Annotated in this window: 15 protein-coding genes; 14 read left to right on the top strand and 1 reads right to left on the bottom strand. The window is 71.4% G+C overall.

Annotated features, from left to right (window positions below; genetic code table 11):
* Window positions 1–365 precede the first annotated feature (365 nt).
* From ACH4XV_RS12550 to ACH4XV_RS12485, 14 genes are all read left to right on the top strand, one after another.
* Entirely contained in the window at window positions 366–2,129 is a 1,764-nt protein-coding gene (locus tag ACH4XV_RS12550) for a peptidoglycan D,D-transpeptidase FtsI family protein (RefSeq protein ID WP_395789025.1), read from the top strand.
* Window positions 2,130–2,177: 48 nt separating this feature from the next.
* Window positions 2,178–3,851, top strand: coding sequence for a UDP-N-acetylmuramoyl-L-alanyl-D-glutamate--2,6-diaminopimelate ligase (locus ACH4XV_RS12545; protein ID WP_395789023.1), 1,674 nt, complete (start codon window positions 2,178–2,180; stop codon window positions 3,849–3,851).
* Window positions 3,848–5,269 (top strand): UDP-N-acetylmuramoyl-tripeptide--D-alanyl-D-alanine ligase, encoded by a 1,422-nt coding sequence (murF, locus tag ACH4XV_RS12540; RefSeq protein ID WP_395789021.1) that lies wholly within the window; start codon window positions 3,848–3,850, stop codon window positions 5,267–5,269. The genes ACH4XV_RS12545 and murF overlap by 4 nt, the downstream gene beginning before the upstream one ends.
* Window positions 5,266–6,324: a phospho-N-acetylmuramoyl-pentapeptide-transferase gene (gene mraY / locus ACH4XV_RS12535; protein WP_078977595.1), complete on the top strand. Its 1,059-nt coding sequence runs from the start codon at window positions 5,266–5,268 to the stop codon at window positions 6,322–6,324. Before murF ends, mraY begins: the two co-directional genes overlap by 4 nt.
* Window positions 6,325–6,344: 20 nt before the next feature.
* On the top strand, window positions 6,345–7,829 hold the full coding sequence (gene murD / locus ACH4XV_RS12530) for a UDP-N-acetylmuramoyl-L-alanine--D-glutamate ligase (protein WP_395789970.1): 1,485 nt from the start codon (window positions 6,345–6,347) through the stop codon (window positions 7,827–7,829).
* Window positions 7,830–7,838: 9 nt separating this feature from the next.
* On the top strand, window positions 7,839–9,158 hold the full coding sequence (gene ftsW, locus ACH4XV_RS12525; RefSeq protein ID WP_395789019.1) for a putative lipid II flippase FtsW: 1,320 nt from the start codon (window positions 7,839–7,841) through the stop codon (window positions 9,156–9,158).
* Window positions 9,159–9,163: 5 nt separating this feature from the next.
* Complete coding sequence (gene murG / locus ACH4XV_RS12520) at window positions 9,164–10,258, top strand: undecaprenyldiphospho-muramoylpentapeptide beta-N-acetylglucosaminyltransferase (RefSeq protein WP_078979537.1); 1,095 nt, start codon at window positions 9,164–9,166, stop codon at window positions 10,256–10,258.
* Window positions 10,259–10,279: 21 nt separating this feature from the next.
* Window positions 10,280–11,104, top strand: a complete 825-nt coding sequence (locus tag ACH4XV_RS12515; protein ID WP_395789017.1) for a cell division protein FtsQ/DivIB — start codon at window positions 10,280–10,282, stop codon at window positions 11,102–11,104.
* A gap of 290 nt (window positions 11,105–11,394) precedes the next feature.
* Window positions 11,395–12,570, top strand: coding sequence for a cell division protein FtsZ (ftsZ, locus tag ACH4XV_RS12510; protein WP_395789015.1), 1,176 nt, complete (start codon window positions 11,395–11,397; stop codon window positions 12,568–12,570).
* A gap of 73 nt (window positions 12,571–12,643) precedes the next feature.
* The gene (gene pgeF / locus ACH4XV_RS12505; protein WP_395789013.1) at window positions 12,644–13,375 is read left to right on the top strand and encodes a peptidoglycan editing factor PgeF; all 732 of its coding nucleotides are present in this window, start codon (window positions 12,644–12,646) and stop codon (window positions 13,373–13,375) included.
* 43 nt (window positions 13,376–13,418) lie between these two features.
* Window positions 13,419–14,144 carry a YggS family pyridoxal phosphate-dependent enzyme gene (locus ACH4XV_RS12500; RefSeq protein ID WP_395789011.1) on the top strand — a complete coding sequence of 242 codons (726 nt, stop codon included), beginning with the start codon at window positions 13,419–13,421 and terminating at the stop codon, window positions 14,142–14,144.
* Between the two features lie 73 nt (window positions 14,145–14,217).
* Window positions 14,218–14,862 (top strand): cell division protein SepF, encoded by a 645-nt coding sequence (locus tag ACH4XV_RS12495; protein ID WP_078977600.1) that lies wholly within the window; start codon window positions 14,218–14,220, stop codon window positions 14,860–14,862.
* 65 nt (window positions 14,863–14,927) lie between these two features.
* The gene (locus tag ACH4XV_RS12490) at window positions 14,928–15,212 is read left to right on the top strand and encodes a YggT family protein (protein ID WP_020552920.1); all 285 of its coding nucleotides are present in this window, start codon (window positions 14,928–14,930) and stop codon (window positions 15,210–15,212) included.
* Between the two features lie 45 nt (window positions 15,213–15,257).
* Window positions 15,258–16,547, top strand: a complete 1,290-nt coding sequence (locus tag ACH4XV_RS12485) for a DivIVA domain-containing protein (protein ID WP_078977601.1) — start codon at window positions 15,258–15,260, stop codon at window positions 16,545–16,547.
* A gap of 137 nt (window positions 16,548–16,684) precedes the next feature.
* Here ACH4XV_RS12485 and ileS read toward each other — a convergent pair whose 3' ends face one another.
* Window positions 16,685–19,834: an isoleucine--tRNA ligase gene (gene ileS, locus ACH4XV_RS12480; protein ID WP_395789009.1), complete on the bottom strand. Its 3,150-nt coding sequence runs from the start codon at window positions 19,832–19,834 to the stop codon at window positions 16,685–16,687.
* Between the last annotated feature and the right edge of the window lie 197 nt (window positions 19,835–20,031).

Here is a 20,031-nt window from a genome sequence, read left to right as displayed (position 1 = left end):
CCTCGTCGGGCCGGCCGCGCGTGGACGGTGCGTCCTTGCGGGCCCGGTCCGGGGAGGATCGTGGGCGGCTTCGGGCGTCGCGGGCGCGGGAGCGTGGTGGAGCGGAGAGCGGGCCCCGGCCCGTGCGGCGGGCCGGGGATGCCGCCGCCACGCGGGACGAGCGTTCGGCCGCCCGACGACCCCGGCCGGTGGACGGCTCGGGGGAGCGATCGCGGCCGCCTCGCGCGGCCTCCGGTGACGGTTCCGGGCGGCGGGTTCGCGAGGCTGCCCGGGCCGAGCGGGCCGGGGCCTCGGGGCGGGCGCGGCCGAGTGCCGCCCGGCCCGCCCGTCCGCGCGCCCCGCGCCGGCCCGTACGCCCCGCCCGGATGGGCGACCCGCGCAAGCGGCTGCGGATCGGGCTGATCGCGCTCGGCGTGGTGCTGACCCTGTTCGCCGGCCGGCTGCTCCAACTCCAGGCCCTGGACGCGCCCGCGTACGCCGCGCAGGCCGCCGCCAAGCGCACCCAGACCGTCACCGTGCCCGCCGAGCGCGGCTCGCTCACCGACGCCTCCGGAGTGAGTCTGGCCAAGTCGGTGGACGCCTACGACGTCACCGCCGACCCCACCCAGGTGCAGAAGTACGACCCGCACGCAACCGCCCTGGCGCTGGCCCCGCTCGTGGCCGGCGACCCGGTGGCCATCGAGGCCAAACTGCGCACCCCCAAGTCCCGCTACGTCGTGCTCGCCCCGCAGGTGGACCCCGCCGTGTGGAACACCATCCGCCAGGCGCAGAAAGACCTCGGCAGGATGCGCCGCGACGACCTGGTCGGCATCTACTCGACCAAGCACAGCAAGCGGATCTACCCGGCCGGCCCCGTCGGCGCGAACCTGGTCGGCTTCGTCAACGCCACCGGCCACGGCGGCGGCGGCCTGGAGATGACCCTCGACGGCCGACTCGCGGGCAAGGACGGCCGCACCACGCAGGAGATGGTCTACGGCCGCCGAGTGCCCACCTCCGACCTCACCGGGACCCGGGCCGTGGCCGGCTCCGACGTGCAGCTGACCGTCTCGCGCGACCTCCAGTGGTACGCCGAGCAGTTGATCGGCGCGAAGGTCGCCGAGACCAAGTCGGAGTCCGGCACCGTGGTGGTCCAGGACGTGCGCAGCGGCCAGATCCTGGCGATGGCCACCGCACCCGGCTACGACCCCAACCACATCGGCCCGAACGACGTGCACAACCTGGGCAACCGGGCGGTGGAGGAGGCGTACGAGCCGGGCAGCACCGGCAAGGTGATGACCATGGCCGCGGTGATCCAGGAGGGCCGGGCCACCCCGGGCACCCACGTGACCGTGCCCAACCGGCTCGCCCGCGCCGACCAACTGTTCAAGGACGAGCACGACCACCCGACCCAGCAGCTCACCCTGGCCGGCGTCCTGGCCAAGTCCAGCAACATCGGCACCATCCTGGCCTCCGAACAGCTGGGGCCTGGCCGCGCCGAGGCCAACGCCAAGCTGCACGAGTACCTGACCCGGTTCGGCGTCGGGCAACCGTCGGGGCTGAAGTTCCCGGGCGAGACGCCGGGCATCCTGGCCCCGCCGCAGAAGTGGAGCGGGTCACAGCAGTACACGATCCCCTTCGGCCAGGGCCTGTCGGTCAACTCGGTCCAGGCCACCTCGGTCTTCCAGACCATCGCCAACGGCGGCGTGCGGATCGAGCCGAGCCTGGTCAAGGGCAGCACCGACGCGGACGGGAAGTTCAAGCCCGCCGCCGCGCCCAAGTCCACCGTCGTGGTCAGCCCGGAGACCGCCCGCCAGGTGAGCGACATGCTGGAGACCGTGGTCGCCGACGACGGCGGCACCGGCAAGAACGGTCGCATCCCCGGCTACCGCGTCGCGGGCAAGACCGGCACCGCCAACCGGTTCGACCCCAAGACCGGCCACTACAACGGCTACACCACGTCCTTCATCGGCTTCGCCCCAGCGGACAATCCGCAGGTCGTGGTGTCGGTGACGCTCCAGGCGCCGGGCATCGACGGCGGTGGCGGCAGCCTGTGCGCGCCGGTGTTCCAGCAGGTGATGACGTTCGCCCTGCAGAGCCGTCGGATCGCCCCGAGCGGCACCGCGCCGCTCGATCTCCCGATCGAGTGGTGACCGGTGCCGGCACCAGGCGAGGGGCCAAAGCGCGGTAGCCTGCCCGCCGTGCCCAACCGTGATCTGCGCCGCCCTGCCGAGGTGCGCCCTCAACCGCTGACCGGCCTGGCCGGGTTTCTCGCCGTCCCCCTCACCGGGGGCCCGAGCGATCCGGAGGCGACGCTGACCGGCGTCACCCACGACTCGCGGGCCGTGCGCCCGGGCGATCTGTACGCGGGGTTGCAGGGCGAGCACGTACACGGCGCCGCGTTCGCCGCACAGGCCGCGAAGGCGGGTGCGGCTGCGCTGCTCACCGACCCGGCCGGCGCGGCCATGGCGGCCGACAGCGGCCTGCCCACCCTCGTGGTGGCCGATCCGCGCGGCCGACTGGGTGAGATCGCGGCCTGGGTCTACGGGCGGCCCGCCGAGCACCTGACCATGTACGGCGTCACCGGTACCAACGGCAAGACCACCACCGCCTACCTGCTCGACGGCGGGCTGCGCGCGGGCGGCGGCGTCACCGGGATGATCGGCACCGTCGAGACCCGGATCGGCGAGGAGGTGGTCCCCAGCGTGCGCACCACGCCGGAGGCCACCGACGTGCAGGCGCTGCTCGCGTCGATGCTGGAGAGCGGCGTCACCGACGCGGTGATGGAGGTCTCCAGCCACGCGCTCGCGCTCGGCCGGGTCGACGGCACCGTCTACGACGTGGCGCTGTTCACCAACCTGTCCCAGGACCACCTGGACTTCCATCCGTCGATGGAGGACTACTTCCTGACCAAGGCCGACCTGTTCACGCCGCGCCGCTCGCGACTGGGCGTGATCGACGTGGACGACGCGTACGGCCGCCGGCTCGCGAAGCTGGCGAGCGTGCCGGTGCTGACCGTGTCCGCGACGGGCGACCCGGACGCCGACTGGCGGGCCGAGAACGTCGAACTCGGCCCCGACGGCAGCCGCTTCACCGTGGTCGGGCCCGACGGACACAAGGCCGAGGCGCGGGTGTGCCTGGCCGGCCCGTTCAACGTGTCCAACGCGCTGCTCGCGATCGTCGCGCTGACCGCCGGCGGCGTCTCGCTCGACGACGCCGTCGAGGGCGTGGGCCGCACGCCGGGCGTGCCCGGGCGGATGGAGCGGGTCGACGTCGGGCAACCGTTCGAGGCCGTGGTCGACTTCGCGCACACCCCGGACGCGGTCGAGACGCTGCTGCGCGCGCTGCGCCCGGTGACCTCCGGCACGCTGAGCATCGTGCTCGGCGCGGGCGGGGACCGGGACCGGGCCAAGCGCCCGCTGATGGCCGCGGCCGCCGCCCGGTTCGCCGACGTGGTCGTGCTCACCAGCGACAACCCGCGCTCGGAGGACCCGAACACGATCCTCGCCGAGATGCTCGCCGGGATCGGCGCGGCCGACGCCTCGCCGGGCGCCGTGCTGGTCGAGCCGGATCGGGTCGCGGCGATCGCGCTCGCGGTGGACCGGGCCGCGCCGGGCGACACCGTGGTGATCGCGGGCAAGGGACACGAGCAGGGCCAGGAGTTCGCGAACGGGATCAAACACCCCTTCGACGACCGCGTCGAGCTGCGCGCGGCGTTGGCCAGAACCATGCACGCCGGCCCCGCGTCCCCCAAGCAGTCCACCGATGCGAGGATCGTGGCTCCCGCACCATCAACGCACACCCCGACGTCCGAGACCCCGAACCCAGGCGTCCCGGCGACCGGCACCTCGCGTGCCGAGGAGACGAACCAGTGATTTCCACCACTCTTGCCGAGATCGCCACCGCTCTCGGAGGGCGGCCGGCGGGCGGCGCGGATCCGCACGCGCACATCACCGCAGGGATGGTCGTGGACTCCCGCAAGGCCGGCCCCGGCACGCTTTTCGTGGCCGTACGCGGCGAGCACGTGGACGGGCACGACTACGCGCGCGCCGCGATCGAGGCCGGCGCGGTCGCGGTCCTCGCCGACCGCGAGACCGGCACCCCGGCGATCCTCGTCGACGACGTGGTCCGCGCGCTCGGCCGACTCTCCCGGACGATCCTCGACCGGCGTCCCGAGACCGCGGTGATCGCGCTGACCGGCTCCTCCGGCAAGACGAGCACCAAGGACCTGCTCGGCCAGGTGCTCGCCCGCCGGGGCCCGACGATCGCCCCGAGCGGCAACTTCAACACCGACATCGGCCTGCCGATGACCGTCCTGGGGGTGACCGAGGAAACCCGCTACCTGGTCGCCGAGATGGGCGCGCGCCACGTCGGCGACATCGCCTACCTGTGCACCATCGCCCCGCCCCGGATCGGCCTGGTGCTCAACGTCGGCTCCGCGCACATGGGCGAGTTCGGCGGGCGCGAGGGCATCGCCAAGGCGAAGGGCGAACTGGTCGAGGCGCTGCCCGCCGACGGGGTGGCCGTGCTCAACCGGGACGACCCGTACGTGCGCGCGATGGCCGCGCGTACCAAGGCCCGTGTGGTCACCTTCGGCGAGAGCGCCGAGGCGGACGTACGGGCCGAGAACGTGACACTCGACGAACAGGGACGGGCCTCGTTCACGCTGTGCGTGCCGGAGGGCAGTGCGCCCGTGATCTTGCGCCTGTACGGTGAGCACCACGTGGCGAACGCACTCGCGTGTGCCGCCGTGGCACGCGAAGTGGGCATGACCGTCGAGGACATCGCGGCCGCCCTCGGCGCGGCAGGTACGATCTCCCGCTGGCGGATGGAAGTCACCCGCAGGGACGACGGGGTGACCGTCGTGAACGACGCGTACAACGCCAACCCCGAGTCGATGCGGGCCGCGCTCAAGGCCCTGGTCGCGATGGCGGGCGGCAATCGTACGTTCGCCGTGCTGGGCGCCATGCGGGAGTTGGGCGAGGAGTCGCTGACCGAGCACGACGCGATCGGGCGACTCGCGGTACGCCTGAACATCCACCGACTGGTGGCCGTGGGCGGCAGGGAGGCCGCCTGGATCGACATGGGCGCGAAGAACGAGGGTTCGTGGGGTGAGGAGTCGGTGCTGGTGCCCGACGTAGAGGCGGCCGTCGAACTACTCCGGGGCGAACTGGCCCCGGGCGACGTCGTACTGGTGAAGGCGTCCCGAGGGGTCGCCCTGGAACGGCTCGCGGACGCGCTGTTGGCGGACGCCGCCGGGGACGACGTGAGCAACGCGGAGGTGCACGGGTGAGGGCCATCCTCATCGCCGGCGGCATCGCCCTGGTGCTGTCGCTGATCGGTACGCCGCTCGCGATCCGGATCCTGGTCAAGCGCGGCTACGGCCAGCTGATCCGGGACGACGGTCCGGCCGGACACCACAGCAAGCGCGGTACGCCCACCATGGGCGGCGCGGTGATCATCCTGGCCGCGCTCATCGGCTACGGCGCCGCCAAGGCGATCACCCTGGAGACGCCGAGCGCGTCCGCGCTGTTGGTGCTGTACCTGATGGCGGGCCTGGGCCTGGTCGGCTTCGTCGACGACTTCATCAAGATCGTCAAGCAGCGCAGCCTGGGTCTGCGGGCCAAGGCCAAACTGGCCGGACAGTCGTTCGTGGGCATCTCGTTCGCGCTGCTCGCGATCCAGTTCAAGGACGCGCGCGGGTTCACCCCCGCGTCCACACACCTGTCCTTCGTGCAGGACACCGCGCTCGACCTGACGCCTGTGTTCTTCGTGATCTGGGCCTACATCCTGATCGCCGGCCACTCCAACGGCGTGAACCTCACCGACGGTCTGGACGGTCTGGCGACCGGCGCCTCGGTGATCGTCTTCGGCGCGTACACCTTCATCGGGGTCTGGCAGTACGGCCAGTCGTGCCTGAACGCGCCCGGCGTGGGCTGCTACGACGTGCGCGATCCGCTCGACCTGGCGATCGTGTCCGCGGCGATGATGGGCTCGTGTTTCGGCTTCCTGTGGTGGAACACCTCGCCGGCCAAGATCTTCATGGGCGACACCGGTTCGCTCGCCCTGGGCGGCGCGCTCGCCGGGCTGGCCATCCTGACCCGCACCGAGTTGTTGTCCGCGCTCATCGGCGGCCTGTTCCTGATCATCTCGCTGTCGGTGATCATCCAGGTGGGCTACTTCAAGATGACCGGCAAACGGGTGTTCAAAATGGCGCCGCTCCAGCACCATTTCGAACTCAAGGGGTGGACCGAAGTACTCATCGTGGTTCGGTTCTGGATCATCGCCGGCCTGTGCGCCATTCTCGGGATCGGCATCTTCTACGCGGGCTGGGTTACGGGAACGTAAGAGACGTGAGTACGAAAGACCTGAGCACCTTCACCCATCACGGCGCGCCGTGGGCCGAGTTGTCGTTCTGCGTCGCGGGCACCGGGGTCACCGGCGCGTCCGCGGCGCGGGCGCTGCACGGCCTCGGCGCCCGGGTCGTGGCGATCGACGGCAGCGCCGACGACAACGCGCGGCGCCGCGCCGAGGAGTTGGGCGCGCTCGGCGTCGACGTGCGGCTGGGCGACGACGAGACGCTGCCCGAGAACACCGACGTACTGATCACCTCGCCCGGACTGCCGCCCACCAAGCCGCTGTTCGCCGCCGCGCGTGCGGCCGGCGTACCGGTGTGGGGCGACGTGGAGTTGGCGTGGCGGTTGCGGCCGCGCGTGGACCCCGCGCCGTGGCTGGCGATCACCGGCACCAACGGCAAGACCACGACCGTGCGGATGCTCGCCTCGATCCTGGAGGCGTCCGGCAAGCGGGTCGCCGCCGCGGGCAACGTCGGCACGCCCGTGGTGGACGCGGTGCTCGCCCGCGACGCGGACGGCGAACCGGCGTACGACGTGCTCGCCCTCGAACTGTCCAGCTTCCAGCTGCACTGGCTGCCGACCTGGGAGGAAAGTCCCAAGGACGACGCCGGCGCGCCGCGGATGCTGGCCGCCGCGGTGCTCAACATCGCGCCGGACCACCTGGACTGGCACGGCTCGCCGGAGGCGTACGCGGCGGACAAGGGCCGGATCTACGGCGGGTGCCAGATCGCCTGCGTATACAACCTGGCCGACCCGCAGACCGAACAGCTCGTGCACGAGGCCGAGGTCGAGGAGGGCTGCCGCGCGGTGGGCTTCGGGCTCGGGCCGCCGGGGCTGTCGAACTTCGGGGTGGTCGACGACCTGCTGGCCGATCGCGCGTTCGTGGCCGACCGGCACAGCACCGCGGCGGAGCTGGCCACCGTGGGCGACGTGAACCCGCCCGCGCCGCACAACGTGGCCAACGCGCTGGCCGCCGCCGCACTGGCGCGCGCCTACGGCGTGCCGCCCGTGGCGGTGCGCGACGGGCTGCGCGCGTTCCGGCCCGACGCGCACCGCATCGCGCATGTGGCCACCGTGGCCGGCGTCGACTACGTGGACGACTCCAAGGCCACCAACGGACACGCCGCGGCGGCCTCGCTGGCCGCCTACCGGGACATCGTGTGGATCGCCGGCGGCCTGGCCAAGGGCGCGTCCTTCGACGACCTGGTCTCCGGCGCGAAGAGCCGGCTGCGCGCGGTGGTGCTGATGGGCGCCGACCGCGCGGTGATCCGGGACGCGCTCGCGCGACACGCCCCCGATGTCCCCGTGGTGGAGGTGGCCGCGACCGACACTGGGGCCATGGAAATGGTCGTGGGCGAGGCGGCGGCGCTGGCGCGTCCGGGTGACACCGTGCTGCTCGCGCCCGCGTGCGCCTCGATGGACATGTACGCCAACTACGGCAAGCGCGGCGACGCGTTCGCCGACGCGGTCCGCGGGCTCGGGCCGGCGGCGGGCTGACCGGGCGCGATGGCCGCCGGTCCGCAGACCCGCGAGGCACACCCCGCGTCCGCCGACGAGCGGCGGCCGCGGGGCGACTCGCGGCTGCCCGCGCCGCGTCCGGCCGCCGGGGCGCGCCGGATCGGACCGGTGCGGCGGGAGTTGCGCCGGGCCATGGACAGCCCGCTGACCGCCTACTACCTGCTGCTCGGCTCCGGCCTGCTGCTCACCGTGCTCGGCCTGGTGATGGTGCTGTCCGCGTCGCAGATCACCTCGCGCACGATCTACGGCTCCTTCGACGAGATCTTCACCAAGCAGTTGATCGCGGTCGCGATGGGCTTCCCGCTGATGTGGATCGCGTCACGTCTGCCGCTGCGCTGGTACCGCCGGTTGGCCTATCCGTTCCTGCTCGGCTGCGTCGGCGCGTTGTGTCTGGTCCTGGTGCCCGGTCTGGGCATCGAGGTCAACGGCAACCGCAACTGGATCGGCTTCGGCTCGTTCCAGATCCAGCCCTCGGAGTTCGCCAAGCTGGGCCTGGTGTTGTGGGGGGCCGACGTGCTCACCCGCAAGCGCCGGTTGCTGGGCCAGTGGCGGCACATGTTCGTCCCGCTGCTGCCCGGCGCGCTGATCATCCTGTTCCTGGTGCTGCTCGGCGGCGACATGGGCACCGCGATGATCATCACCGTGCTGGTCCTGGCGCTGCTGTGGATCGCGGGTGCCCCGGGCCGGTTGTTCGCCATGGCGATCGCCGTGGTGAGCGTGCTGGCCACCGTGCTGATCGTGCTCAAGCCGCACCGGGCCGCCCGGTTCGCGGGATTCCTCGACCCGTTCTCCGACCCCGACGGCAGCACGTTGCAGGCCGCCCAGGGCATCTATTCGCTGGCCACCGGCGGTTGGTTCGGCAGTGGAATCGGGACCAGCTATGGCAAATGGGGCACTTTGCCCGAGGCGCACACAGACTTCATCTTCGCCGTCATCGGCGAGGAATTGGGTCTCGTGGGGACGCTGTCCGTACTCACCCTCTTCGCGGCCCTAGGCTATGCAGGTATCCGCGTCGCGAGTCGGACGAAAGACCAGTTCGTACGGCTCGCCGCGGGTGGCGCGACCGCGTGGATCATGGCCCAGGTCATGATCAACGTCGGGGCGGTGCTCGGCCTGCTGCCGATCGCCGGAGTGCCGTTGCCATTGGTGTCCTACGGAGGTTCCGCCCTGCTTCCGACCATGTTCGCCGTGGGCATGCTGTTGTCCTTCGCCCGAGGTGAACCAAAGGCCGAGGCGGCGCTCGCCGCACGCGGGCCCGGGGCGGTTCGTCGAGCGTTCGCGCGGATCCTGCCGCGCAGGGATGGGTGAATCAGGTGCATGTCGTCCTTGCCGGCGGAGGAACCGCCGGGCACATCGAGCCCGCTCTGGCCTTGGCGGACGCGCTGCGCCGCCAGAACCCGAACGTGGGTATCACGGCGCTCGGCACGGCCAAGGGCCTGGAGACCAAGCTCGTTCCCGCTCGCGGCTACGAACTGGCGTTGATCCCGGCCGTGCCGTTGCCGCGCAAGCCCACGCCCGAGCTGATGACCGTGCCCGGCCGGCTGCGCGGCACGATCCGCGAGGCCGCGGCCGTGTTGGAGCGCACCCAGGCGTCCTGCCTGGTGGGCTTCGGCGGCTACGTCGCGCTGCCGGGCTACCTGGCGGCCAAACGCCAGGGTGTGCCGACCGTGGTGCACGAGGCCAACGCCCGTCCGGGCCTGGCCAACAAGATCGGTGCCCGCTACACCCGATTCGTCGCGGTGAGCACGCCGGACAGCAAGCTGCGCGGGGCCCGCTACATCGGCATCCCGCTGCGGCGCGCGATCGCCACCCTGGACCGCAACGCGCTGCGCGACGAGGCCAGGGCGATGTTCGGCCTGGACCCGATGCGGCCCACGCTGCTCGTGTTCGGCGGCTCGCAGGGCGCCCGGCGGCTGAACGAGACGCTGGCCGCGACCGCCCGGCAACTGCTCGCCGAGGGGGTCCAGGTGCTGCACGCGGCCGGCCCCAACAACGAGCTGAAGATCGACTCGCCGCCCGGTGGACCGGCCTACGTCGTGGTGCCCTACCTCGACCGGATGGACCTGGCCTACGCGGCGGCCGACATGGTGCTGTGCCGGGCCGGCGCGATGACCTGCGCCGAGTTGGCCGCGGTCGGGCTGCCCGCGGCCTACGTACCGCTGCCCATCGGCAACGGCGAGCAGCGGCTGAACGCCCAGCCGGTGGTCAAGGCGGGCGGCGGTCTGCTGGTGGACGACGCCGATCTGACCCCCGACTGGATCCGCTCCTCGGTGCTGCCGGTGCTCACCGACGCGCGTCGCCTGCACGACATGGGCAAGGCCGCGGCCGAGTTCGGTCGGCGCGACGCCGACGAGGAACTGGTCCGGATGGTCCACGAGGCGATCGCCGCCGCGCGGTTGCCCCAGTAGCCGCCGGCCCGAGGAGCGTCCTTGCCCGACACGAAGGAGCGCGCGCCGGCGCGCCCGGCCAGGCCCGGCCGCGCGCCGCGGCGGCGCTGGACCAATCTGCGCCCGCTCCTCGTCCTGGTGGTGCTCGTGGTGCTCGCGGGCGCCGGGTGGGGGATCGTCTACCACTCGCCGCTGTTGGACGCCCGGACGGTGTCCGTCGGCGGGCCGGTCGTGCTGCCCAAGGACCAGGTCGCCAAGGTCGCCGCGGTGCCGGTCGGCGAGCCGCTGGCCGGGATCGACCTCGACGCGATCCGGGCCCGGGTGGCCGCGATCCCGCGCGTGGCCTCGGTCCACGTGGAACGCGACTGGCCGCACACGGTGCGGATCACGGTTCGCGAACGCACCACCGCCCTGGTGGTGCCGGACGCGGACCGCTACGCGGAGATCGACAAGGACGGCGTACGGTTCGGTACGGTGGATGCCGCGCCCGCCGGGGTGCCGATCGTCAAGGTCGACGCCAACACGGTGAGTCGGGAAACGCTACGGGGGGTGGTCCAGGTGGTTTCGGCGCTGCCGCCGCCGATCGCCCAGCGGGTACGGGACATCACCGCCCGGACGCGCGACGACATCGTGCTGGTGCTGGACAAGGGCGAGACCGTGTCGTGGGGCGGGGCGGAGGCGTCGGATCGCAAGGCGCTCGTGCTCGCGGTGCTGTTGACGCGGCCGGCGAAGTTCTACGACGTCAGCGCGCCCGACGCGCCGGTGACCCGAACCCAACCGTTTCCCTCGCTCGCGCCGCCGGCGCCCGCGCAGTCGTTGGCTCCGGGGGCGTCCGGCGCGGCGGTTTCGACCCCGAGCACGCCGTGACCGGGGACGGAAGCACTCGGCCACTGCGATAAAACAATAGGGACAGGTTCGGCGTGTTCGTTGAACCGCGTCCGATGGGGACCTAGTGTCGGCCTAGCCCCAGGTTGACAAAGCAGTTATCCGCACTGTTCGGATCGGCGGCGTTCGATGCGAACGGGGCTGACTCTATACCTGAGGGTGAGGGTTTTGGTGGCTCGCGGAAATCGCGTCCCGACCTCCCCAAGTCGGCAAATGTCGGCATGCCGGAACCACGGCACGCCGACCGGAACTCGAGGCGAGAGGCCTTCGACGTGGCAGCACCCCAGAACTACCTCGCAGTCATCAAGGTGGTCGGTATCGGCGGTGGCGGGGTCAACGCCATCAACCGGATGATCGAGGTCGGTCTCAAGGGCGTCGAGTTCATCGCGATCAACACCGACGCCCAAGCCCTCCTCATGAGCGATGCCGACGTCAAGCTCGACGTCGGCCGCGAACTCACCCGCGGCCTGGGGGCCGGGGCGAATCCCGATGTCGGGCGCAAGGCCGCCGAGGACCACCGCGAGGAGATCGAGGAGGTCCTCAAGGGGGCCGACATGGTCTTCGTCACGGCGGGCGAGGGCGGCGGCACCGGAACCGGCGGCGCCCCCGTGGTGGCCAACATCGCCCGCTCGCTCGGCGCGCTCACCATCGGCGTGGTCACGCGCCCGTTCACCTTCGAGGGACGGCGCCGCGCGAACCAGGCCGAGGACGGCATCGCGCAGCTGCGCGACGAGGTCGACACGCTGATCGTGATCCCCAACGACCGGCTGCTGTCCATCTCCGACCGGCAGGTCAGCGTCCTGGACGCGTTCCGCTCGGCCGACCAGGTGCTGCTGTCCGGTGTCCAGGGCATCACCGACCTGATCACCACGCCCGGCCTGATCAACCTCGACTTCGCCGACGTCAAGTCGGTGATGTCGGAGGCGGGTTCGGCGCTGATGGGGATCGGCTCGGCGCGCGGCGACGATCGCGCGGTGGCGGCGGCCGAGATGGCCATCTCCAGCCCGCTCCTGGAGGCGTCGATCGACGGCGCCCGGGGCGTGCTGCTGTCCATCTCCGGCGGCTCCGACCTCGGCCTGTTCGAGATCAACGAGGCCGCGCAGCTGGTCAGCGAGGCCGCGCACCCCGAGGCCAACATCATCTTCGGCGCGGTGATCGACGACGCGCTCGGCGACGAGGTTCGGGTCACCGTGATCGCGGCCGGCTTCGACGGCGGACAACCGCCGTCCAAGAGCGAGTTGGGCAAGCCGGCGGTGGCGCCTCCGCCGCCGCCCGCCCGCCCCGAGCCGACCGGTCGCCAGGGCGGCTCGGGCATCGGGCAGGGTGTGCTCAACGACCCGCCGCAGACGACCTACCCGACTCCGACCACGCCGGGTCCGCGCACCCCGTTGGTGCCGGAACCGATCAAGGACGATCTGGATCTCGACATCCCGCCGTTCATGAAGTAGAAGAAAAACGTCGTCGGCAGTCGGCGACGCAAGAGTTCGAAACAATTCGACACGACCACGAGGTGGCCCGAACGTGTTCACGCGAAGGGCCGCTTCCGGCGGCGCCCGTTTCGCCTTCACCGATCGGTGGGGCGGCACGGGCGCCGCGCCGTATGACGAGTTGAACCTCGGCGACCACGTGGGCGACGACCCGGAGGTGGTGGCCGCCAACCGGGCGCGCACCGCCGAGGCGTTGGGCCTGTCGGCCGATCGGGTGGTGTGGATGAACCAGGTGCACGGCGACACGGTGACCGTGCTGACCGGTCCGAGCGCCGAACCGGTGCCCGGCACCGACGCCGTGGTCACCGCGACCCGCGGCCTCGCGCTGGCGGTGCTGGTCGCCGACTGCACCCCGGTATTGCTCGCCGATCCGCACGCCGGCGTGATCGGCGCCGCCCACGCGGGCCGTCCGGGGCTGGCCGCCGGCGTGGTGCCCGCCACGATCGAGGCGATGCGCGGCCTCGGCGCCGACCCGGAGCGGATCGAGGCGTGGACCGGACCGGCCGTCTGCGGCGCCTGCTACGAGGTTCCCGAGGCGATGTGCGACGAAGTGTCCGCACTCGTCCCCGCAGCCCGCGCACGCACCCGCCAGGGCACGCCCGGGCTCGATATACCGGCCGGAGTGTGGGCGCAACTCGCCGCGCAGGGGGTCGTGTCGGGTGAGAAATCGCACATCTGCACGCGCGAGTCGGCCGACCATTTCTCCTATCGGCGCGACCGCGCCACGGGTCGGATCGCCGGCTACGTGTGGCTCGCCGAGGACTGACCCCGCCCGGGCGCGGCGGGCCGGCGTCGGCGACGATGGGCCCATGGACACGCCCGATTCAGCGACCGCCACGACCGCCCACCGGCGGGCCGAGCTAGCCGCCAACCTGGCCGACGTCAGGGCCCGGATCGCCGCCGCGTGCACCGCGGCCGGCCGCTCGCCCGAGGACGTCACCCTCGTCGTGGTGACCAAGACCCACCCCGCGAGCGACGTGCGCCTGCTCGCCGAACTCGGCGTCCGCGACGTCGGCGAGAACCGCGACCAGGAGGCCGCGCCGAAGGCGGCGGCCACGAAGGACCTCGACCTTCGTTGGCACTATGTCGGCCAGTTGCAGACCAACAAGGCCAAATCGGTGGCCGGTTACGCCGATGTGGTGCACTCGCTCGACCGGATTCGACTCGCCCACGCGCTGTCCGCCGCGGCCGAGCGGCAACAACGTTCGATCACCGCGCTGTTGCAGGTCAGCCTGGACGAAGACCCCGCCCGCGGTGGGGTGTCCGCGACCGACCTGGCCGAACTCGCCGACGCAGTGGCCGAGGCACCGCGGCTGACCCTCGGCGGAGTGATGGCGGTGGCCCCGCTCGGCGTCGAACCCGCCCGCGCGTTCGCCCGGTTGCGAGAAATCGCAACCCGCCTACGCGAAGCCCATCCGGCTGCGAACATGGTTTCCGCGGGGATGAGCAACGACCTCGAAGCGGCCATCGAGGCCGGGGCGACACATGTACGCATCGGTACTGCGGTGCTCGGAGTCCGGCCCTCCCTCCGGTAGCGTCGCCGTGAAGTGGATCGCACGACCCACGGTGACCTCAGCCGATCCACCGTGAGACCGGAGGAAGCGGAACATGGCCGGCGCAATGCGCAAGATGGCGGTCTACCTCGGCCTCGTGGAGGACGATGTCTACGAGTATGACGATTACGATGAGGACGACATCGGCCAGGACGGCCGCGACCGGGTCGAGCGCACCGATCGTCGCGAGGAGCGACGGGACGAGCGTCGTGAGGAGCCACGTGAAGTACGCGAACCGCGTGGGGAATCGCGGGAACGTCGCGACGATCCCGTTCGTGGAGCTACTGCCCTCCGCGAAGCGGGGGCCCTTCGCGACGAAGGCCGCCTCGAAGAACACCGCGCAACAGTGTCCGCCATGCCCGAACGCCGTCCCGAGAGCAGCACACCGGTGACCGTACACAAAGTCGTCAGCGAACGTGAGCCCTACCGCATCACGACGCTGCACCCGCGTACCTACAACGAAGCCCGCACGATCGGCGAGCACTTTCGCGAGAGCACGCCCGTGATCATGAACCTGACCGAAATGGAGGACACCGACGCCAAGCGCCTGGTGGACTTCGCCGCGGGGCTCGTGTTCGGCCTGCACGGCAGCATCGAACGGGTCACCCAAAAAGTCTTCCTCCTATCGCCTGCTAACGTCGATGTGACAGCCGAGGACAAGGCCCGCATCGCCGAGGGCGGGTTCTTCAATCAGAGCTGAGGTGTGCGAAAACTGAGGCTAGGTGCGGTCCTGACCAGAGGGACGGCACACGAGGGGGCAGGTAAATGAGCATCGCGCTGGAGATCATCCGCATCGTGCTCTACTGCTTTTTGATCGTGTTGTTCTTCCGCTTGGTGATGGACTACGTGTTCCAGTTCGCGCGGTCGTACGAGCCGCGCGGGGCCATGGTGGTACTGCTGGAGGCGACGTACTCCATCACCGATCCACCGTTGAAGTTGCTGCGCAGGTTCATTCCTCCGCTGCGCCTCGGGGGTGTAGCACTCGACCTGTCCTTCTTCGTACTGATGATCATCGTCTACATCCTGATCTCCGTCGTGGGCAGGCTGTAAGCGGTACCGTCTGTCCGATGCCGACGATCACGCTGAGGTGAAGAGATGCCGTTGACCCCCGAAGACGTGCGTAACAAGCAGTTCACGACCGTCCGTCTCCGCGAGGGCTATGACGAGGACGAGGTCGATGCGTTCCTCGATGAGGTCGAGGGCGAACTGACCCGACTTCTCCGGGAAAACGAGGATCTGCGAGCGAAACTCGCGGCGGCGACCAGGGCCGCCGCGCAGAGTCAGCAGCAGGCCCAGCAGCGCAAGGAGCGCGAACGCCCCGACGCACCCGTCCCGGCAGCCATATCCGGGCCGACCCCGGTTCCCCCGCCGCCCCAGATGGGTGGCCCGCAGGGAATGCAGGGCGGCCAGCACCCGATGCAGGGCGGCCCGCAGCAGCTCGGTCCCGGTGGACCGCAGCAGCACCCGATGGGGGGACCGCAGCAGCTCGGTCCCGGCATGAGCGGTCAGCACCAGCTCCAGGGTCCGCCGCAGCACCAGCTGCAGGGCGGCCCCGGCATGCAGAGCGGCCAGCACCAGCTGCCCGGTCAGCAGCAGCACCAACTGCAGCCCGGTCAGCACCAATTGCAGGGCGGCCCCGGCCTGGGCGGTCCCGGCATGAGCGGCCAGCACCAGCTCCAGGGCCCGCCGCAGCACCAGCAGCAGCTTCAGCAGCACCAGCTGCAGGGCGGCCCGCCGCAGCTCGGTCCGGGTGGACCGCAGCAGCAGATGGGCAACCCCGGTGGCGACAGCGCCGCCCGAGTGCTCGCGCTGGCGCAGCAGACGGCCGACCAGGCGATCGCCGAGGCCCGCTCCGAGGCGAACAAGATAGTGGGCGAGGCGCGCACCCGGGCCGAGGGCATGGAGCGCGACGCGCGGTCCAAGGCCGACGCCCTGGAGCGTGACGCGCAGGAGAAGCACCGCGTCGCGATGGGTTCGCTGGAGAGCGCCCGCGCCACGCTCGAGCGCAAGGTCGACGACCTGCGCGCGTTCGAGCGCGAGTACCGCACGCGGCTGAAGTCGTACCTGGAGAGCCAGCTTCGTCAGCTGGAGTCGCAGGCCGACGACTCGCTCGCGCCGCCGCGGACCCCGGCCACGGCCTCGCTGCCGCCGGCCATGTCGTCCGCGCCGGTACCGATGTCGCAGTCGATGGCTCCGTCCATGGGCCAGTCGATGTCCCAGCCGTCGTCGATGTCGCCGGCCATGACGCCGTCGATCGGGCAGCAGATGAGCCCGGCGATGACGCAGCAGATGTCGCCGGTGCGTCCGCAGGCTCCGCAGCCGCAGCAGATGCAGCAGCCGTCGCCGATGCGCGGGTTCCTGATCGACGAGGACCCCGACAACTGACCGGCCACTGAGCGTCGGTCGGTCATCCGAGAAGCGCCCGCCCCCTCCGGGGGGACGGGCGCTTCTCGGTTTCCGGTTCGGGTTTCCCGGTCCGGTACGGCCCGGGCGGGGTGACCCGAGTCACCCCGCCCGGCCGGTCAGACCTTGCGCAGCCAGAACCGCAGACCGAGCGCGGGGTCGCCGTGCTCGAACAACTCCTCGTCCTCCGGGGAGCCCTGGGTGAACTGCGTCGCCAGCACCTCCTCGGCGACCTGGCCGCCGTGCGCGAGCAGCGCCGACGTGGTCTCCTCCGACTCGTCCGCGGCCCACCACACCAGGATCCGGTCGGACACCTCCAGGCCGCTGTTCTTGCGCGCCTCCTGGATCAGCCGGACCACGTCCCGGGCCAGACCCGCGAGCCGCAGCTCGGGGGTGATGGTCAGGTCGAGCGCCACGGTCGCGCCGTCCTGGCCGGCCACCGTCCAGCCCTCGCGCGGGGTTTCGGTGACGATGACCTCCTCGGCCACCACCTCCACCGGCTCGCCCTCGACCTCGACCACCGCGGTGCCCGACGTACGCAGCGCCGTCGCCAGGGCCGCGGCGTCGGCCGCCGCGATCGCGCCGGCCACCACCGGAGTGCGCTTGGCGAACCGCTTGCCCAGGGCCCGGAAGTTGCCCTTCGCGCTGTACTCGACCAGGTCGCCGCCCGCCTCGGACAACGCCGCCACCGAGACCACGTTCAGCTCCTCGGCGATCTGCGCGCGCAGTTCGTCGGACAACTCGTCCCAGCCGCTCGCGCCGATCAGCGCCCGTCCCAGCGGCTGCCGGGTCTTGACGCCGGAGTCCGCCCGGGTGGCCCGGCCCAACTCGACCAGGCGCCGCACCAGCGCCATCTGCCGCCCCAGTTCGGGCTGTACGAGGGCCGCGTCCGTGCTCGGCCAGGTCGCCATGTGCACCGACTCGGGGGCGTCGGCGGTGACCGGGCGCACCAGGTCCTGCCAGACCCGCTCGGTGATGAACGGCACCAGCGGCGCCATCAGCTTCGTCACCGTGACCAACGCCTCGTGCAGCGTGGCCAGCGCCGCCGGATCCGCGTTCCAGAACCGCCGCCGGGACCGGCGCACGTACCAGTTCGACAGGTCGTCCACGAACGCGGTGAGCGCCTTGCCCGCGCGCTGCGTGTCGTACGCCTCCAGGGCCGCGTCCACGTCGCCCACGAGGGTGTTCAGCTCGGACAGCAGCCACCGGTCGAGCAGCGGGCGGTCGGCCGGGGCCGGGTCGCTCGCGCTCGGCGTCCAGCCGCCGGTGCGCGCGTACAGGGCCTGGAAGCTGACCGTGTTCCAGTAGGTCAGCAGCGTCTTGCGGACCACCTCCTGGATGGTGCCGTGCCCGACCCGCCGGGCCGACCACGGCGAACCGCCCGCGGCCATGAACCAGCGCACCGCGTCGGCGCCGTGCCGGTCCATCAGCGGGATCGGCTCCAGGATGTTGCCCAGGTGCTTGGACATCTTGCGGCCGTCCTCGGCCAGGATGTGCCCCAAGCAGACCACGTTCTCGTAGGACGACCTGTCGAACACCAGCGTGCCGACCGCCATCAGCGTGTAGAACCAGCCGCGGGTCTGGTCGATCGCCTCGGAGATGAACTGCGCCGGGTAGGACTGCTCGAACAACTCGCGGTTGCGGTACGGGTAGCCGAACTGGGCGAACGGCATCGACCCCGAGTCGTACCAGGCGTCGATCACCTCGGGTACCCGGGTCGCCTGCTCGCCGCACGCGGTACCGTCGGCGGCCTTGGCCGGGCAGCCGAAGACGACCTCGTCGATGTACGGCCGGTGCGGGTCCAGGCCCGACAGGTCGCGCCCGGTCAGCTCGGAGAGTTCGGCCAGCGAGCCGGCGCAGGTCAGGTGACCCTCCTCGCACCGCCAGATGGGCAGCGGGGTGCCCCAGAAGCGGTTGCGCGAGAGCGCCCAGTCGATGTTGTTGTTCAGCCAGTCGCCGTAGCGGCCCCACTTGACCGTGTCCGGGTGCCAGTTGGTCCGCTCGTTCTCGCGAAGCAGCGCGTCCTTGACCGCGGTGGTGCGCACGTACCAGGACGGCTGCGCGTAGTAGAGCAGCGCGGTGTGGCAGCGCCAGCAGTGCGGGTAGCTGTGCTCGTACTCCAGGTGCCGGAACAGCAGCCCCCGGGCCCGCAGATCGGCCACCAGGGCCTCGTCGGCCTTCTTGAAGAACTGTCCGCCGACCAGAGGCAGCTCGGCCTCGAAGGTGCCGTCGGGGCGCACCGGGTTGACCACCGGCAGGCCGTACGCGCGGCAGGTCTCCAGGTCGTCCGCGCCGAACGCGGGCGCCTGGTGCACGACGCCGGAGCCGTCCTCGGTGGTGACGTACTCCGCGAGCACCACGAAGTTCGCGTCCTCCAGCGGCAGTAGGTCGAACGGGCGCCGGTAGGCCCACCGTTCCATCTCCCGGCCGGTGAAGCGCTCACCGGTGGCCGCCCAGCCCTCGCCGAGCGCCTTCGCCAGGAGCGGCTCGGCGACCACGAGGCGTTCCTCGCCGTCGGTGGCCACCACGTAGGTCACGTCGGGATGCACCGCGGCGGCGGTGTTGGACACCAGCGTCCACGGCGTGGTCGTCCACACGAGCAGCGCCGCCTGCCCGGCCAGCGGCCCGGAGGTGAGCGGGAAGCGCACGTAGACCGAGGGGTCGACGACCGTCTCGTAGCCCTGCGCCAGTTCGTGGTCGGACAGCCCGGTGCCGCAGCGCGGACACCACGGCGCGACCCGGTAGTCCTGGGTCAGCAGGCCCTTGTCGAAGATCTGCTTGAGCGACCACCAGACCGACTCCACGTACTCCGGGTCCATCGTCCGGTACGCCTTGGACATGTCGACCCAGTAGCCCATCCGGGTGGTCAGTTCCTCGAACGCGCCCACGTGCGTCATCACCGACTCGCGGCACTTCGCGTTGAACTCGGCGATCCCGTAGCGCTCGATGTCCGGTTTGCCGGAGAAGCCCAACTGCTTCTCCACGGCCAGCTCGACGGGCAGGCCATGGCAGTCCCACCCGGCCTTGCGCGGCACGTTGTAACCGCGCATCGTGCGGTAGCGCGGGAACACGTCCTTGAACACGCGCGCCTCGATGTGGTGCGCCCCCGGCATGCCGTTGGCCGTCGGCGGACCCTCGTAGAAGACCCAGCGGGGGCCGTCGGCGTTCTGCGCGAGGGAGCGCTCGAAGATGTCGTTGTCCCGCCAGAACGCGAGGACCTCGTGCTCCATGGCGGGCAGGTCGACCTGCGCCGGTACCGGGCGGTACATGTGGCTTCCTTCCGCGGGCTGTGATGCGTGCCTACCGAAGGGACGAGACGGCCGTCGGCCGATCCCGCGGTACCACCCTTCTTGGCCGCGCGCCGCCCGATCCGCCTACCGTGCCCGGGCGGGCACAACCCTCTCGTCTGCGCGAGGGTCGGTTCTACGGGTCGCTCCGCATCCGGACCGACCTTTCCTCCGACAGC

Source organism: Embleya sp. NPDC020630 (assembly GCF_044334985.1).
In the GTDB taxonomy this organism is placed as follows: Bacteria; Actinomycetota; Actinomycetes; order Streptomycetales; family Streptomycetaceae; genus Embleya.
The sequence above is the reverse complement of the archived record's forward strand: the minus strand, read 5'-3'. Positions and strand labels throughout refer to the sequence as shown.